This window comes from Thioalkalivibrio sulfidiphilus (assembly GCF_000377945.1).
GTDB classification, from domain to species: domain Bacteria; phylum Pseudomonadota; class Gammaproteobacteria; order Ectothiorhodospirales; family Ectothiorhodospiraceae; genus Thioalkalivibrio_A; species Thioalkalivibrio_A sulfidiphilus_A.
In genome coordinates this window covers 13,425-29,970 of sequence record NZ_KB898958.1, presented here as the reverse complement: position 1 = coordinate 29,970, position 16,546 = coordinate 13,425, and the positions used below count along the sequence as shown (strand labels likewise).

The 16,546-nt window shown below is 66.6% G+C and carries 10 protein-coding genes; 2 read left to right on the top strand and 8 right to left on the bottom strand.

All coding sequences use genetic code 11. The annotated features are described in order from the left end of the window. Positions 1-409: 409 nt before the first annotated feature. On the bottom strand, positions 410-4,345 hold the full coding sequence (gene hrpA, locus D580_RS0112995; protein ID WP_018954807.1) for an ATP-dependent RNA helicase HrpA: 3,936 nt from the start codon (positions 4,343-4,345) through the stop codon (positions 410-412). Positions 4,346-4,580: 235 nt separating this feature from the next. On the opposite strand from hrpA, the gene D580_RS0112990 reads away from it, so the two are divergent. Beyond that, the gene (locus tag D580_RS0112990; RefSeq protein WP_018954806.1) at positions 4,581-7,028 is read left to right on the top strand and encodes a Lon protease family protein; all 2,448 of its coding nucleotides are present in this window, start codon (positions 4,581-4,583) and stop codon (positions 7,026-7,028) included. Beyond that, positions 7,009-7,704, top strand: a complete 696-nt coding sequence (locus D580_RS0112985) for a hypothetical protein (RefSeq protein WP_018954805.1) — start codon at positions 7,009-7,011, stop codon at positions 7,702-7,704. Before D580_RS0112990 ends, D580_RS0112985 begins: the two co-directional genes overlap by 20 nt. Positions 7,705-8,141: 437 nt before the next feature. Here the strand turns inward: D580_RS0112985 and D580_RS0112980 are convergent, their stop codons facing one another. The 7 genes from D580_RS0112980 to D580_RS0112950 all read right to left on the bottom strand — a co-directional run bounded on the left by D580_RS0112980 (position 8,142) and on the right by D580_RS0112950 (position 16,447). Then, positions 8,142-8,819, bottom strand: a complete 678-nt coding sequence (locus tag D580_RS0112980; RefSeq protein ID WP_018954804.1) for a protein-L-isoaspartate(D-aspartate) O-methyltransferase — start codon at positions 8,817-8,819, stop codon at positions 8,142-8,144. A gap of 666 nt (positions 8,820-9,485) precedes the next feature. After that, positions 9,486-10,094, bottom strand: coding sequence for an SPOR domain-containing protein (locus D580_RS0112975; RefSeq protein WP_018954803.1), 609 nt, complete (start codon positions 10,092-10,094; stop codon positions 9,486-9,488). Beyond that, positions 10,094-11,854, bottom strand: coding sequence for an arginine--tRNA ligase (gene argS, locus D580_RS0112970; RefSeq protein ID WP_018954802.1), 1,761 nt, complete (start codon positions 11,852-11,854; stop codon positions 10,094-10,096). Before argS ends, D580_RS0112975 begins: the two co-directional genes overlap by 1 nt. A 159-nt stretch (positions 11,855-12,013) precedes the next feature. Next, on the bottom strand, positions 12,014-12,517 hold the full coding sequence (locus D580_RS0112965) for a hypothetical protein (RefSeq protein WP_018954801.1): 504 nt from the start codon (positions 12,515-12,517) through the stop codon (positions 12,014-12,016). A gap of 572 nt (positions 12,518-13,089) precedes the next feature. Then, positions 13,090-13,830, bottom strand: coding sequence for a competence/damage-inducible protein A (locus D580_RS0112960; protein WP_018954800.1), 741 nt, complete (start codon positions 13,828-13,830; stop codon positions 13,090-13,092). A 346-nt stretch (positions 13,831-14,176) separates the two neighbouring features. Then, positions 14,177-15,286, bottom strand: coding sequence for a ferrochelatase (gene hemH, locus D580_RS0112955; protein ID WP_018954799.1), 1,110 nt, complete (start codon positions 15,284-15,286; stop codon positions 14,177-14,179). A 621-nt stretch (positions 15,287-15,907) separates the two neighbouring features. Next, entirely contained in the window at positions 15,908-16,447 is a 540-nt protein-coding gene (locus tag D580_RS0112950) for an HNH endonuclease (RefSeq protein ID WP_051081817.1), read from the bottom strand. Positions 16,448-16,546: the final 99 nt, after the last annotated feature.

The following is a 16,546-nucleotide window of genomic DNA, read 5'->3' as shown; positions in this document are numbered from 1 at the left end:
CTTCAGCCGGCTTGACGTAGTGTCGGCTACGCCGGCGCCGTCTTGTGCTCCGCGCGCCCCGTCACAGCGGTATCTCGACGCCCTCGCTACGAACGGTGGTGAGATATGCGGGCTAGGATTTCGTGGATCAGTCTGAGCGCATAGTCCGACCGGCGAGATATGCGGGTTAAGTGCCAGGAAACCCAAGGCAAGATGCTCTCGCGGAGGCGCAGGGACGCAGAGGAAGGCGCTTGATCAGGAAACCCCGTGCCCCCGTGTCGCCGTGAGAGAACAGGGTGTTGCCCGGCTTCGGAACTTCACAGAAAACCTTATCTCTCGCAAAGCCGCCAAGACGCACAGAAATTCCTTAGATCGACTTTCTTGGCGCCTTCGCGTCTTCGCGAGAGGATGGCTTTCGGGTTCAGCGATCTCACCCCTTCTCCAAGGCCTTGCGCGCCTCCTCTACCCGCTTCACCGAGGCCTTCTCGATGGTGCCCAATTCCTGGGCGAACAGACCCACGCGCAGTTCCTCGATGAGCCAGCGATAATGCACCAGCGACTCGGACGGCGCATCACCCGCAGCGGCGAGCCGCGCCTTGCAGTCCTCCCATAAAGGTTCCACGTCCACGCGCATGCGCCGGTCCTTGTCGGGGGCATGATCCAGGCGCTCCAGGCGTTTCTCGATGGCGGCGAGATAGCGGGGGAACTGCTCCAGCCTCGGGCGCGGTGTCTCCAGCACGAAGCGCGGCCGCACCAAGTGATCCAGCTGGTCGCGGATGTCGGCGGCCGCCTCTATCCAGGACAGGGGCAGGCTGCCCTTGAGCCGCGCGCGGATGCGCTGGTAGGGGCCGAGGATGCGCGCGGCCAGCTCGCACAGGGCCTGGGTCTCGGACACCAGCTCGCCGCGGCCCGCTTCGAGTCGGGACACGAAGTCTTCCCGGTCCCGGGGCCAGGGCTCGGCCATGAACACCCGTTCCACGCTGGCGAACACCAGGTCGTCCTTGAGCGCGTCGCAGCGGTCCACGGGGTTGTACTGCAGGCATAGGGTCTGGATGCCGGGGAGGTTGCGGTAGAGGTATTTCACTGGCTCTCGGGCGCGTAGCATGAACAGGCGCCTGAGCCCTGCCCGGTGGATCTGGCGCGCCTTGGCGGGGCTATCGGCCAGGACGAGATCCACATGGTCAATGCGATCGGCCAGGGCCGGGTAGCCGCGCAGCTGCGCACCGTGCTGTTCGAAACTCACGTGTTCCGGCAGTTCTCCGAAGTCCCAGTCCGTGAGTCCCTCCCGTTCGAATCCCCGGGGTCGCTGGGCGGCGAAGCTTTCCCGGGCCCGGCCGGAGAGCCGGTCACGCAGCTCAGCAAGGTCCCGGCCGGTGGCCAGGGTCTGGCCGTTCTCGTCCACCACACGGTAGCGCAGTTGCAGGTGCGGTTCGAGGGTCTCCGGGCGCCAGGCATCGGCGGGGATCTCGACGCCGGTGATCGCGTGCAGCACCCGGGACAGGGCGACGGTCAGCGGGCCGTCGGGTGCGCCCAGCCGGCTGGAGGGAGCACGCTCCGTCACAGCGCGCATATCGGCGGCCGCAGCAGAAGGGTGGTGAGACATGCGGGCTAGACTCGCACGGGCGAAATCCGGCGCGGGCACGAAGTTGCGGCGCAAACCCTTGGGCAGGCTCTTGATCAGCGCGGTGATCTTTTCCTCCAGCAGGCCGGGCACCAGCCATTCACCCACGTGGGCATCCAGGCCGTTGAGCGCGGCCAGGGGCACGGTGAGCGTCACGCCGTCGTCCTCGGCGCCGGGCTCGAAACGATAGGAGAGCGGCAGGCGTAGGCCGTCGATCTCCAGGTGGTCGGGGAAGCGTTCCGGGCCCAGGGTGCCGGTGTCCTGTTGCAGCAGGGCCTCGCGGCTGAGCTTAAGGATCTGCGGGTCTTCCCGCTCTGCCTGTTTGCGCCAGCGCTCGAAGGAGGCGGCGTCGTACACATCGGCGGGGATGCGGGCGTCGTAGAAGTCGAAGAGCACCTGTTCGTCCGCCAGCAGGTCCCGGCGCCGGCCCCGTGCCTCCAGATCTTCGATCTCCCGGATCAGGGCCAGGTTGTGCCTGAGCGCCGCTGCGTTGCTGCGCAGGCGCCCGGCCACCAGGCCCTCGCGGATGAACACCCGGCGCGCATCGGCGGGGTCGATGCGCCCGTAGTTCACGCGCTTCTTCGGGTTCACCGTGAGCCCGTAGAGGGTCACCCGGTCGAAGGCGCCCACGGTGCCCCGACGCTCCTCGAAGTGGGGTTCGAAGTAGTGATGCTTGAGCATGTGGGGTGCGACCGCCTCCAGCCACTCGGGACGGATGGCGGCGCACTCCCGGGCATAGACCTTGGTGGTCTCGGCGATCTCCGCGGCCATGATCCAGGCGGGCGCCTTCTTGAACAGGCCCGAGGCCGGGTGGATGTGAAAGCGGCGGTTGCGCGCGCCCAGGTAATCGCCCCGTTCGGTCTTCAGTCCCACTTGGCTCACCAGGCCCGCGAGCAGGGCGCGGTGGATGGCATCCGGATCCGCCGGCTGCTGGTTTTCCTTTAGCCCCAGTTCCCCGATTACCTGGCGCAGTTGCCCGTGCAGGTCCTGCCATTCACGCATGCGGATGAAGGAGAGAAACCTTTCCCGGCACCAGGCGCGCAGCTTGGCCTTGGTGAGGTGGCGCTGCTGCTCGCGCCAGTCGTCCCAGAGTTTCAACAGGCCGAGAAAGTCCGAACCTGGCTCCCGGTAGCGGGCGTGGGCCTCGTCCGCCGCCTGGCGTTTCTCCGCGGGGCGCTCCCTGGGGTCCTGGATCGCCAGGAAGGCGACGATGCGCAGCAGTTCCACCACCGCGCCTTCGCGTCCGGCGGCCAGCAGCATGGCGCCCAGTCGCGGGTCCACCGGCAGGCGGGCGAGCTTGCGGCCGGTATCGGTGATGCGGTGTCTGCCGTCCAACGCGCCCAGTTCCCTAAGCAGCTTGAAGCCGTCGCGGATCAGGCGCGGGTCGGGAGGGTCCACGAAGGGGAAGTGTTCCGGGTCGCCCAGACCCAGGTTGGCCATCTGCAGGATCACCGAGGCCAGGTTGGAGCGCAGGATCTCCGGGTCGGTGAACGCGGGGCGCAGGGCGAAATCGTCCTCGCCGTAGAGCCGGATGCACACGCCCGGGCCCAGGCGGCCGCAGCGACCCGCACGCTGGTTGGCGGAGGCCTGGGACACCGGCTCAAGCGACAGGCGCTGCACCCGGGAACGCCAGGCATAGCGGGCAATGCGCACCAAACCCGTGTCCACCACGTAACGGATGCCCGGCACCGTGAGCGCGGTCTCGGCCACATTGGTGGCCAGCACCACCCGCCGGCCCGTGTGGGGGGCGAAGACCTTGTTCTGTTCGGCGGCCGAGAGGCGCGCATACAGGGGCAGGATCTCCGTGTGCCTCGGATGATGCTTGCGCAGGGCCTCTGCCGCCTCGCGGATCTCCCGCTCGCCGGGCAGGAACACCAGCACATCGCCCGGCCCCTCGGCGGCCAGCTCGTCCACCGCCTCGAGCAGCGCGGTGTTTAGGTCCCGCTCGTTGTCCTCGTCCTCCGACTGCACCGGACGGTAGCGGGTCTCCACCGGGTAGGTGCGTCCCGGCACTTGGTAGATGGGGGCCTCATCGAAGTGGGTCGCGATGCGCTCCGGGTCCAGGGTGGCGGAGGTGATGATGAGCTTCAGGTCCGGGCGTCTGGGCAAGAGACGTTTCAGGTAGCCCAGCAGGAAGTCGATGTTCAGGCTGCGCTCGTGGGCCTCGTCGATGATCAAGGTGTCGTAGGCCCGCAGGTCCGGATCGCTGCGCAGTTCAGCGAGCAGGATGCCGTCGGTCATGAGCTTGATATAGCTCTCTGGCCGGGTGTGGTCCGAGAAGCGCACCTTGAAACCCACCGCCTCGCCGATACGCGAGTCCAGCTCCTCGGCGATGCGGCTCGCCACCGAGCGCGCGGCGATGCGCCGGGGCTGGGTGTGGCCGATGAGTCCGTCCACACCGCGTCCCAGCGCCAGGCAGATCTTGGGCAGCTGGGTGGTCTTGCCGGAACCGGTCTCGCCGCAGATCACCACCACAGGGTGCTCGCAAATGAGCTTGGCGATCTCATCCCGGTGTGCCGAGACGGGTAGGTCCTCGGGGAAGCGGGGTTCGGGTAACGAGGCGAGACGCGCCGCACGGGCCTGGCGCGAGGCCTCGATGCGGCCTTCCAGGTCCGCCGCCATGCGATCGGCGGGCTTGCCCGAGGCGATGCGCTTTTGAAGCCGCGCAAGATCGCGGGCCAGGGCCTCGCGGTCCCGGGACAGGCACTCGGGGATCAGGGCGGACAGGGTGTCGGGGCAGATCAAGAGAGGAATGGACAGGATGAACAGGATGATTTGGGATGAACAGGATACTGCAGATACCTTGAGGCTGCAGGTGGCGAGAGGCCGATTCGAATGAACCAGGCGTACATTTGTTGCGTGTTGCGCAATATGCAAGATGTGGAGGCCATAGAGTTCACCCTGTAGCATCCGGGACGCGTGGTGAGCTATGTTCCCGGGTAAAGGTCGCCAGCATGCGCCCAACCCGGAGCCCCACAGGATGTCGGAATCTCACAAGAACAAGTCTTCGCCAGACGAGCCGTCCGCCACAGAGCTTTCTGCGGATGCCCTGTTCCACGCCTGCGATCCGGCCCTGCTGGATTTCGAGACCACGGTCGATCTCCCCGATGCGGACCATGTCATGGGCCAGGAGCGCGCCCTGGAGGCCCTAGACTTCGGTATCGAGATGGCCCACGAGGGCTACAACCTCTACGTGCTCGGCTCCACCGGCCTTGGCAAGCGCAGCCTGGTGAACCGGCTGCTGGGTGAGGTTGCCGCGAAACGGCTGGTGCCCAGCGACTGGTGCTACATCAACGATTTCGAGAGCCCCCACCGACCCCGCGCCTTGCGCCTGCCCGCGGGTATGGGCCAGGCCCTGCGCCGGGACATGCAACAGGCCATGGAGGATATCATCACCGCCCTGGCCTCGGCCTTCCAGAGCGAGGCCTACCGAAGCCAGGCCCAGGAGATCCACGACGAGTTCAAGGAACGCGACGAGCAGGCCTTCGCCGCCCTGCGCGAGAAGGCCGAGCGCAAGCAAGTTGTGTTGCTGCGCACCCCGGGGGGCTACACCCTGGCACCCACCCGTGATGGGGAGATCCTGGACGCCGACGATTTTGCCAAGCTGCCGGAAGATGAGCAGAAGGCCATCGAGAAGGTAGTGGAGGAACTCAAGCAGGATCTCAAACAGCTCATCGCCCAGATCCCCCGCTGGCAGCGGGAGATGCGCGAGCGTCACAAGGAACTGAACTTAAGCGTTTCCAGCTTCACCCTCGATCAGCACCTGGATGAGCTGCGCAAGAAATACCAGGATCTGGACCAGGTGCAGGCCTACATCGACGCCCTGCGCCAGGACCTGCTGGAGAATGCCGACCAGATCCGCAGCCTGGGCGAGGATGAAGGCGGCGGTCCCAACCCCGCCGTGCAGGCCGCGCGCCAGCTCAACCGCTACAAGATCAACCTGCTGGTGGACCATGCCCGCTCCGAGGGTGCGCCGGTGGTCTACGAGGACAACCCCACCTACCAAAACCTGGTGGGTCGCGTGGAACACACGGTGCAGTTCGGTACCCTGGTCACCGATTTTACCCTCATCAAGTCCGGCGCCCTGGCCCGAGCCAACGGCGGCTACCTGATCCTCGACGCGGACAAGGTGCTGAGCCACCCCTTCTCCTGGCAGGCCTTGAAGCGCGCCCTGCGCGCTCGTGAGGTGCGCATCGAATCCCTGGAGGCGATGCTCAGCATCGCCAGTACCACGACCCTGGAGCCGGAGCCTATCCCGCTGGATCTGAAAGTGGTCCTGGTGGGCGACCGGCTGCTCTACTACCTGCTCCAGGAATACGATCCGGAGTTCGGCCGCCTGTTCAAGGTGGCTGCGGATTTCTCCGAGGACATCCGCCGGGACGACGAAGCCACCCGGCTCTATGCGCGCCTGATTGCCGCCCGGCAGAGAACGGCGAACCTGCGTCCCTTGAGCCGAGATGCGGTGGCCCGAGTGATCGAGCAGGCCGCGCGGCGCGCCGAGGACGGCGAGCGCCTGTCCTTGCACATGGGCAGTCTGGACGACCTGTTGCGCGAAGCCGACTACTGGGCCGGCAAGGCGGGCGCCGAGCGGGTAGAGGCCGAGCATGTGCAGCAGGCCGTCGCGGCGGGTATACGCCGCGCCAGCCGCATCCGTGAGCGGGTATACGAAGAGATTACGCGCGGCATCCAGTTGGTGGACGTGGATGGCGAGTGCATCGGCCAGGTCAACGGCCTGTCGGTGATCAGCCTGGGCGAGTTCAGCTTTGGCCGCCCCTCGCGCATCACCGCCACCGCGCGGCTCGGCGAGGGTGAGGTGGTGGACATCGAGCGGGAGGTGGAACTGGGCGGTGCCATCCATTCCAAGGGCGTGCTGATCCTCTCCAGCTATCTGGCCTGGCGTTACAGCACCGACCTGCCCCTGTCGCTCGCCGCGAGCCTCACCTTCGAGCAGTCTTATGGCATGGTGGAGGGAGACAGCGCCTCGGTGGCGGAGCTGTGTGCCCTGCTCTCGGTGCTCGCGGACGCGCCCATCCGCCAGTCCCTGGCGGTGACCGGCTCCGTGAATCAGCACGGCGAGGTGCAGGCCATCGGCGGCGTGAACGAGAAGATCGAGGGCTTCTTCGATGTCTGCGCCGCCCGGGGGCTCACGGGCCGCCAGGGCGTGATCATCCCGGTCAGCAACCGCCCGCATCTCATGCTGCGCCATGACGTGGTGGAGGCGGTGCGCGAGGGCCGCTTCCACGTCCATGCGGTGAGCCACGTGGACCAGGCCGCCTCCCTGCTCACGGGGCTGCAGGCCGGCGTGCCCGACGAGGCCGGGCAATGGCCGCCGGAAAGCCTCAATGCACGGGTGCAGGCGCGGCTGACCACCCTGGCGCAACTGCGCCAGGCCTTCTCGGGACGCAATAGTGACAACCCGTCTCACTGAGCTTCGACTCAAGCGCATCCTGCTGGCCATGGACGTGTCCGGGCCGATACCCGCCACCCTGTCCCTCGCCGTGACCCTGGCCGCCCGCTTCGAGGCCGAGTTCCAGGCCCTGGTGCTTGCCCAGACCCAGCTGGCGCGGGCCGCGGCGCTGCCCTTTGCCACGGAGGTCAGCCTGCTGGCCGGCATGGAACGCCGCCTCAGCACGGCCAGCCTGCAACGCAGCCTGGAGGGCCTGAGCGCGCGGCTCAACGCCATGATCACGGAACTGACCGCGCCCGCACGGGTGCCCTGGTCCCTGGCGCCGGCCGGCAAGTCCGCCTGGGAGGAATTGCTGCTGGAACTTGGGGAGGGCAGCCTGCTGGTGCTCGGCCATGACGGCCATCACTTGCCTGTCGCCGGCGGACCCGTCGAGGACGGCGTGTGTGTCCTCTACGACGACAGCCCCGCCGGTCATGCCGCCCTGGCCCTGGCCGATGCCCTGGACCGCCGGGCGATGCCGTTGCGTGCCACCTCCGGAGACGAACCCTCAGCGACGCGGATACTCGCGCGTCTCAAGTCCCTGCGGCCGCGTATCCTGATCCTTCCGGCGGCCTTCCTCGCCCAACACGCGGCCGCGCTGCGCCCGCTCCTGACCCGCCTGGGATGCACGGTCCTGGTGGTGGGGTCGGAGAATTAACCGGCAGTTAAAACCTTAAATGCGGTTCTCTCGCGGAGGCGCAGAGACGCGGAGAAAGGCTATTGATCATAATTCTCCGTGTCTCTGTGGCTCCGTGAGAGTATGGGTTTTGGGTTTGGCTTCGAGGCTTAGGTTCGAAACGAAAACCGGGTCCTCTCACGGGGGTACGGAGCCACGGAGGAAAGGCACTGGGTTCAAAAAATCGAAAATCCATTCTCTCGCAGAGGCGCAGAGGCGCGGAGAAAAAACCTTGATCAGAAAACCCCGTGTCTCTGTGGCTCCGTGAGAGTGTGGGCTTTGGGTTTGGCTTCGAGGCTCAGGTTCAAAACAAAAGCCAGGCCCTCTCACGGAGACACTGAGCCACGGAGGAATGGTTTTTCATTTCAAAACCCCTGCGCCTCCGCGCCTCTGCGAGAGAACAGGTTTTAAAACCCAACCTACGGGACATCCTCTTTCCCCACCAGCGGCACGAAGACCACGGCCAGGATGCTGCGGGTCTTGAGTTCGCCGTCCTCGCCCTTGATGCCCAGGACCAGGTCCTGGCCGTACCAGCCGGTGTTCACCGGGATCACCATGCGCCCGCCGGGGCGAAGCTGATCCACCAGGGCCGGCGGAATGTCCTCGGCGGCGGCGGTGACGATCACGGCGTCGAAGGGCGCCGCCTCGGGCCAGCCCAGCCGGCCATTGCCGGCGCGCACGTGGACGTTGCCGTAGCCCATCTCTTCAAGTCGGGTCTTCGCCTGCGCCGCCAGTTCCGGCACCACCTCGATGCTGTAGACCTCCACGGCAAGCTCCCCCAGCAGGGCCGCCTGGTAGCCGGAGCCGGTGCCGATCTCCAGCACGCGGCTCTCTGGCGTGAGTTCCAGGAGCTGGGTCATCAGGGCCACCACGTAGGGCTGGGAAATGGTCTGCCCGTAGCCGATGGACAGCGCCGTGTTCTCCCAGGCCATATCCATGCTGCGCGCCGGCACGAAGCGGTCCCGGGGCACCTGGCGAATGGCCTCCAGGATGCGCGGGTCCGGGGCGTCCAGACCAGTGCTGCCGGCGGTCTCCCGGAAGTCACGCTTGAGTGTGTCGATCAGGGCCTGGATGAATTTGCGGCGTTGTTCGTGCATGGGGGTGCCCCGCGTGTCTCCATCTTCTGAATGTAGCGCTTCGGGGCGGGATCGGTGCTGATATGGGAGGGAAAACCTGATCCTCTCACGGGGGCACGGAGCCACGGAGGAAAGGCTCCTTATTCAAACAACCTGAAATGCGATTCTCTCGCGGAGGCGCAGGGACGCGGGGAAAGGCATTTGATCAGAAAACCCCGTGCCTCTGTGGCTCCGTGAGAGGATAGGGTTTTAAAAAGCCAAAGACAGGGCCTCTCACGGGGGCACGGAGACACGGAGTAAAAGCAGTTTGTTGAATTCCCCTGCGCCTCCGCGCCTCTGCGAGAGGATGGTTTTGATGCGGGGGAGACAACCAAAAAAGCCGATGTGCTCGCGGAGGCGCAGGGACGCAGAGAAAGGCGCTTGATCAGGAAACCCTGTGTCCCCGTGTCTCCGTGAGAGGACAGGTTTATTGCCTTTGCATTGAGTTCGGGGGCAATCGCGGCGGGGTCGCCGCTCCTGCACGATCAGATTTCGTAGGATGGGCAAAGCAACGCGTGCCCATGCCGACAGGATTTGATGGGTGCGCTGCGCTTCACCCATCCTACTGGCTGATCCCGGCGGATTTGTCCCGAGGGCGAGGGAGAATTTCCTGGCCACTTGAGACTTGCCACTTGCCACTGCCTGTATTCAGCCCGATTCGGGCAGCTTCATGAGCAGGGTCTGGATCTGGTTGGCGTGCAGGCGCTCACGTACCTTGTTGAGTTCGGCGGTATCCCGGAAGGGGCCGACGCGCACCCGGTGCCAGGTGTCGGAATTGACCTGCACCCGCTGGATGTCCGCCTGCACCCCGAGCAGGGCCAGGCTGGCCTTCATGCGGTCGGCCTCCTGGAACTGGCGGAAGGAGCCGGCCTGGAGCATGTACACGCCGGGCTCCTCCACCCGCTGGGGCGCGGGGGCGGGCTCGCCGGGGCGGCTGGGGCGGGTCTCCGGTTCGGGGACCACCACTTCCAGCTCCGGCAGCATGGTGTAGAAGTCGAAGCGCGGACGGGGCGGGGCCGGGATCTCCTCGGCCTGCGGGCGGCGCACGTCCCGGGTCTCCCGCGGGGCGGGGGCGGGTGCCGGGGTGGCGACCACCCGGGGTTCTGCGGGGGCGCTGTCGCGGCCGTCCAGGTAGACCAGGAAGGCGGCGAACAAGCCCACGGTCAGGCCCGCCACGCCCCACACCCAGCCGGGCACGCCGCTGGACTTCTTCTTGCGACTACGGCTGGTGGAATGCTTGTAGTCCCGGGTGGCCATTACATCTCCTGGGGTGCGGAGACCCCCAGCAGGCCCAGGCCGTTGGCGATCACCTGGCGCACCGCCAGGATCAGGCTCAGGCGCGCGTCACGGATCGCCGGCTCGTCCACCAGGAACTGGTGGGCGTTGTAGTAGGTGTGGAAGTCGTTGGCCAGCTCGCGCAGGTAGTTGGCGATCTGGTGGGGTTCCTCCACCAGGGCGGCGGCCTCGATGACCTCCGGGAAGCGGGCGAGCGTCGCCAGGATCTCCTGCTCGTGGGGCTCGGTGAGCAGGGACAGCTTGGCCTCGCCGTGGGCCGGGTCGTGCTTCAGGCCCTTGGCCTCCATCTGGCGCAGCACGCTGCACACCCGGGCGTGGGCGTACTGGATGTAGTAGACCGGGTTGTCGGCGGACTGGGACTTGGCCAGGTCCAGGTCGAAGTCCAGGTGCTGCTCGCAGCGGCGCATCACGTAGAAGAAGCGCGCCGCGTCCTTGCCCACCTCCTCGCGCAGTTCCCGCAGGGTCACGAAGGAGCCGGAGCGGGTGGACATCTGCACCCGTTCGCCGCCCCGGTAGAGGATGGCGAACTGCACCAGCAGCACGTCCAGGCGGGTCTCGTCCTCGCCCAGGGCCTTGAGCGCCGCCTTCACCCGGGGCACGTAGCCGTGGTGGTCGGCGCCCCAGACGTCCACCACCCGGGCGTAGCCGCGCTCCAGCTTGTCCATGTGGTAGGCGATGTCCGAGGCGAAATAGGTGGTCTGGCCGTTGTCCCGCTGCACCACCCGGTCCTTCTCGTCGCCGAAGTCGGTGGAGCGGAACCACAGGGCGCCGTCCTTCTCGTACAGGTGTCCGGCCTCGCGCAGGCGCTCGATGGCCAGGTTCACGGCGCCCTTGTCGGTGAGCGAGCGCTCAGAGTACCAGGTGTCGTAGGTGACGCCGAACTCGGCCAGGTCGTCCCGGATGTCGTCCAGGATCACGTTCAGGCCCAGCTCGAACACGAACCGGTAGTGGTTGTCGCCCAGCAGTTCCTTGGCCCGGGCGATCATGGCGTCGATGTAGGCCTCCTTGTCGCCGCCGTCCGGTTCGTCCGGGGGCAGGCCGTCGAGGATCTCCGCCGCCTCGCGCTTGTAATGGTCGCCGTGCTCCCGGTGCAGGGTGGCGGCGATGTCGTAGACGTAGTCGCCCCGGTAGGCGTTGGTGGGGAAGGGCAGTTCCACGCCCGTCAGTTCCAGGTAGCGCAGCCACACGCTGGTGGCGAGGATGTCCATCTGCCGGCCGGCGTCGTTGACGTAGTACTCCCGGTGCACGTCGAAGCCCACCGCCTCCAGCAGGTCCGCCACCGCCGCGCCGTAGGCGGCGCCGCGCCCGTGGCCCACGTGCAGGGGGCCGGTGGGGTTGGCGGAGACGAATTCCACCTGGACCTTCTTGCCCGCGCCCAGCTGGCTCCGGCCATAGCGCTCGCCCTGCTCGCGGATGGTGGCGATCACGGACAGCTTCGCCTGCTCGCCCAGGAACAGGTTGATGAACCCGGGCCCGGCGATCTCGGTGCGCGCCACCAGGCCGGATTCCGGCAGGCGGGCGACGATGGCCTCGGCCACGTCCCGGGGCTTCTTCCTGGCCGGCTTGGCCAGCTGCAGGGCCACGTTGGTGGCGAAATCGCCGTGGGCCTTGTCCTTGGTGCGGGTGACCTGCACGTCCACGGCGGCGTCCCCGGGCAGGGTGCCGTCCTGACGGAGTGCATCGATGGCCTGTTCAATGAGCGCCTGGAGCTGGTCTTTCAAGGTGGGAGGGTCCGGCAGAGGTGGATGGGGAGATCTAAACGCCAATTCTAGCGGTTTGGGGGCTGGCGCCCAAGGGGACGCTTGGAAGTACGAAGGGTGAATTGGGAAGTGGGAAGAAAAGGCCGTTCACTTCGCACTTCCCAATTCACCCTTCTTACTTCATTCGAGGTAGGAGTCCATCACCTGCCAGGTGATGTTGCCGTACGCCACCTCGTACTGGAGCAGCATCTGGCCGCGGATGTGGCCGTCCTCGAAGATGGCCAGCACCCAGCGGTCGTTGAGCACGTGGATGCCGTCGGGCAGGAAGTGCATGGTGCCGCCCAGGACCGGCTCGTGGGGGATCAGCTCCGGCTGGTTCAGAAGCTCGTCGCGCAGGCGCTCGGCGGGATTGGTGATCCCCAGGCGGTGCAGCCGGCGCACCTGCTCGTTGGTCAGGCCCACGTCGGCGCGCACCTGCACCTCCCGGTTGAGGTAGCGGGCGAGATGCATCTGCAGGCGCAGGTTCTCCTCGTTGGCGGCGGCCACGTCCTTCTCCAGGCCGGCGCCGCGCAGCATGTAGATGAACAGCACCACCACCAGGAACACCATGAAACCGGCCCAGGCGATGCGTTCCGCCTTGCGGCTGCGGTCGGGGCCCTGGTCGTCGGGGATGTCGTGGGGCATGGTCTGTACTCCGTCTGTTCAAGTGGCGGGCAGTGTGCCGGGGCGCCCGGCGGGCTTCAAGTCTCCGGTCTGCGTAAAACCTCTAAGGCGGTCCTCTCACGGGGGGCACGGGGCCACGGAGAAAAGGCAAAAAAACCAAAGGCGGTGCTCTCGCGGAGGCGCGGGGGCGCGGAGAAAAGCCTTTGATCAGAAAACCCCGTGCCTCCGTGGCTGCGTGAGAGGATGGGTTTTGGGTTCGTTCCGAGGCCCCGAATACGAAAATCCGATCTCTCGCGAAGCCGCCAAGACGCGAAGAAAGGCACTTTATAGATGAATTTCTTTGCGACTTTGCGTCTTCGCGAGAGAACTGCCTTTGAGGTTTTTTCTAAATGCTTTCCCCGCGCCTCCGCGCCTCCGCGAGAGAATGGGTCTTTTCTCAGAAGTCGCAGTGCGCCCAGGGCAAGACCGCATCCGCCCCGGTGACCGACAACAAAGCCAGGGGACTATGTAGGTCGGGCTGAAGCCCGACAGGCGTGGCTTCGGTGGGCTCCGGCGTCGGGCTGAAGCCCGACGGTGTCGGTGGCCCTGTTCTGTTAATTCAGGCGCTCCCGGTTGACCCCCCGCTCCTCGAGCGCCGCCTCCAACCAGCGGGCCGCCGCCTCCACGGGCTCTGTGGTCCCGGACAGCCCCAGCTCGATCTGCTGACGGTGCTCGGTGCTGGGCAGGCTGGCGAGGCGCACGCCGGGGAAGCGGGCGAGCAGTTCCTCCATCATGGGGATCAGCTCGCTCTCGTGGGCCCCCTTGAGCAGCCAGAGGCGCTCGATGCGCGGCACCCGGCCGTGCAGGTGCGGATAATGGGTGTCCAAAACCCACTCCACCATGGGCCAGGCCATGTTGGGGAAGCCGGGCACGCAGTGGTGATGGCCCAGGCTGAACCCGGGGATCTGGTTGACCGGGTTGGGGATCAGCCGGCTGCCCTCGGGCAGTTCCGCCATGCGGATGCGGTTGGGGTAGGCGTCGGGGCCGAAGCGTTCCTCCAGGATTGCCACCGCCTCCGGGTGGCGGGTGATCTCCAGCCCGGCGGCGGCCGCCAGGCACTGGCGGGTACGGTCGTCGGGGGTGGCGCCGATGCCGCCGAAGGAGAGCACCAGGTCGCCGCCGGCCAGGGTCTCGCGGAAGGTCCGGGTGAGCAGCTCCGGGTCGTCACCCACGATCCTCACCCAGGCCAGCTCCATGCCCCGCTGGGCCAGGGCCCCGGTGAGGAAGGCCTGGTGCTTGTCCCGGCGTTTTCCGGAGAGGATCTCGTCACCGATGATCAGGGCGCCGATGTGCATGTCGGGTGTCTCGAAGGGCGGTCAGCCACAGAGGGCACGGAGGTTACAGAGGACAGACCGCAAAAGGCCGGTGTTGTTCTGGAAAGCGAACGGCGGTTCTCTCACGGAGCCACGGGGCCACGGAGGAAAGTCATTTTGTTCAAAACATGCAAAGGCGGTTCTCTCGCGGAGGCGCAGGGGCGCGGAGAAAAGTATTTGATCAGAAAACCCCGTGTCCCTGTGGCTCCGTGAGAGCATAGGGTTTTCCCCTCGAAGCAAACCGAAAAGACGGTCCTCTCACGGGGGCACGGAGCCACGGGGAAAACGATTTGCTTTAATAACTCCGCGTCTCCGCGAGAGGACAGGTTTAATCCTTCGCCCCCATGGCCAGGGCCCGCGCGCGGCTGGCCTCGGCGGCGGTCTGGCGGGCGCTGGCGTCGTAGCCGGGGTCGGCCTCGGGCCAGCCCTGGACGTTGCGCAGCACCAGGTCCGCCAGGGCGTCCAGGTGGTCCGGGCGGTCGTTGAGTGCCGGGATGTAGTGGAACTCACCGCCGCCGGCATCCTGGAAGATCTCCCGGTTCTCGCCGGCGATCTCCTCGATGGTCTCGAGACAATCGGCGGAGAAGCCGGGGCAGACCACGTCCAGCCGGCCCAGTTTCTCCTCCCCCAGGGCCTTCACGGTCATGTCCGTGTAGGGCTTGAGCCATTCCGCCTTGCCGAAGCGGGACTGGAAGGTCACCACCCACTCGCCGTCCTTCAGGCCCAGGCGCTCGGCCAGCAGGCGTCCGGTGGCGTGGCACTGACAGTGGTAGGGGTCGCCGGCCAGCAGGTAGCGCTTGGGCACGCCGTGGAAGGACATGAGCAGTTTCTCGCCCCGGCCGTGCTCGGCCCAGTAGGCGCGCACGCTCTCGGCCAGGGCGTCCAGGTAACCGGCGTCACTGTGGTAATCGCTCACGAAGCGCAGGCCCGGCACCCAGCGCCAGCGGCGCAGCACCTTGGAGACCTGGTCAAAGGTGGAGCCGCCGGTGGAGCCGGAATACTGGGGATACAGGGGCAGCACCAGGATGCGCCGGGCCCCGGCCTCGCGCAGGCGCATGAGGCCGCTCTCGATGGAGGGCTGCCCGTAGCGCATAGCCAGTTCCACCTTCACCGGTCCGGGCAGGCGCTCGCTCAGGCGAGTGGCCAGCCCCTCGGCCTGGCGCCGGCCGATGGCCAGCAGGGGCGAGCCCTCCTCGGTCCAGACCTGCTCGTAGAGCTTCGCGCTGCGCCTGGGGCGCACGTTGAGGATGATGCCGTTGAGGATTAGCCACCACGCAGGGCGCGGGATCTCCACCACCCGCGGGTCCCAGAGGAACTCCTTCAGATAGCGGCGCAGGGCCTTGGGCGTGGGGGCGTCGGGGGTGCCCAGGTTGGTGACCAGCACGCCCAGGATCTCGGGGCTGCCGTGGCGGTAGTCGGATTCACCGTCGAAGCGCATGGGAGATGTCGTGGTTTGGGGGGATGTATCGAAGGATACAGACAAACGCGCTGCAAGGCCCCTGTTCCGTAGGAGCGGCGACCCCGCCGCGAACTTCCCGAACCCCGAAAGGCGATCCTCTCACGGGGGCACGGAGGCACGGGGAAAGATATTTGGGGCAAAACCCCAAAGTCGATGTTCTCGCGGAGGCGCAGGGCGCGGAGAAAGGCCTTTGATCAGAAAACCCTGTGTCCCCGTGGCTCCGTGAGAGGATGGGTTTCGGGTTTGATTCCGGAGCCTCGATAGCTAAAGCCATGTCTCTCGCCAAGGCGCAAAGCCTGGGGCGAGGGTGGAATGCCGGATGCGCTTTGCTTATCCGGCCTACGAAAGCTGTTCCGTAGGAGCGGCGACCCCGCCGCGAACCTCCCGCACCCCGAAAGGCGATCCTCTCACGGGGGCACGGAGTCACGGGGGAAAGATATTTGGGTCAGAACCTCAAAGGCCGTTCTCTCGCGGAGGCGCGGAGAAGGGCTTTTTAATCAGGAAATCCCCGTGTCCCCGTGGCTCCGTGAGAGGATGGATTTCGGGTTTGATTCCGGAGCCCCACGAGAGAACAGGGCTTTCGGCCCGGGGTCGGGCCTCTTACGCGAGGGTGCGGCGGCGTAGCGGGCTGGTGCGCGGGAAATGGGACTGCAGGAACTCCATCTGGTCGGCGAGGATACGCCGGCCCTGGAGGTAGATGTATTCGGCATGGGTGGGCACGAAGGGCACGGCCAGCAGCTGCATGCCGGCCTGTTCGGGGGTGCGCCCGGCCTTGTGGTTGTTGCAGCGCTTGCAGGCGGTCACCACGTTGCGCCAGTGGTCGGCGCCATTCTGGCTGATGGGGGTGACGTGGTCCCGGGACAACTCGTGGGACGGGTGGTGCTGGCCGCAGTAGAGGCACAGGTGGGCGTCGCGCTTGAACAGGGCGGGGTTGTTCAGCGGCGGCACGTAGCCGGCGTGGATGGAGCGGTTGGAGCCGTAGGTGGCGATGATAGAATTGACCTCCACCACGCTTTGCCGCCCGGTGGCGGCGCAGATGCCGCCGCGCACGCGATACAGCAGGGTGCCGCAGGTGTAGGCCACCTGTTCGGCGTGGTAGAGGCGGACCGCCTGCTGGTAGTTGATCCACTCCAGCGGCATGCCGGCTGCGTCGGTACGCAGCACCTGTTGATTCAACTCGAACACCGGGTGACCCTCGGCGAGCTTGTTGGCTGCTGCGCTGACTTTATCGTTACCGGC

Bases quoted from the DNA above. Each gene is read 5' to 3' on its own strand.
- D580_RS0112990 (WP_018954806.1), top strand. From the start codon at position 4,581: ATGTCGGAATCTCACAAGAACAAGTCTTCGCCAGACGAGCCGTCCGCC.
- D580_RS0112980 (WP_018954804.1), bottom strand. From the start codon at position 8,819: ATGCACGAACAACGCCGCAAATTCATCCAGGCCCTGATCGACACACTC.
- D580_RS0112975 (WP_018954803.1), bottom strand. From the start codon at position 10,094: ATGGCCACCCGGGACTACAAGCATTCCACCAGCCGTAGTCGCAAGAAG.
- D580_RS0112965 (WP_018954801.1), bottom strand. From the start codon at position 12,517: ATGCCCCACGACATCCCCGACGACCAGGGCCCCGACCGCAGCCGCAAG.
- D580_RS0112960 (WP_018954800.1), bottom strand. From the start codon at position 13,830: ATGCACATCGGCGCCCTGATCATCGGTGACGAGATCCTCTCCGGAAAA.
- hemH (WP_018954799.1), bottom strand. From the start codon at position 15,286: ATGCGCTTCGACGGTGAATCCGACTACCGCCACGGCAGCCCCGAGATC.
- D580_RS0112950 (WP_051081817.1), bottom strand. From the start codon at position 16,447: ATGCCGCTGGAGTGGATCAACTACCAGCAGGCGGTCCGCCTCTACCAC.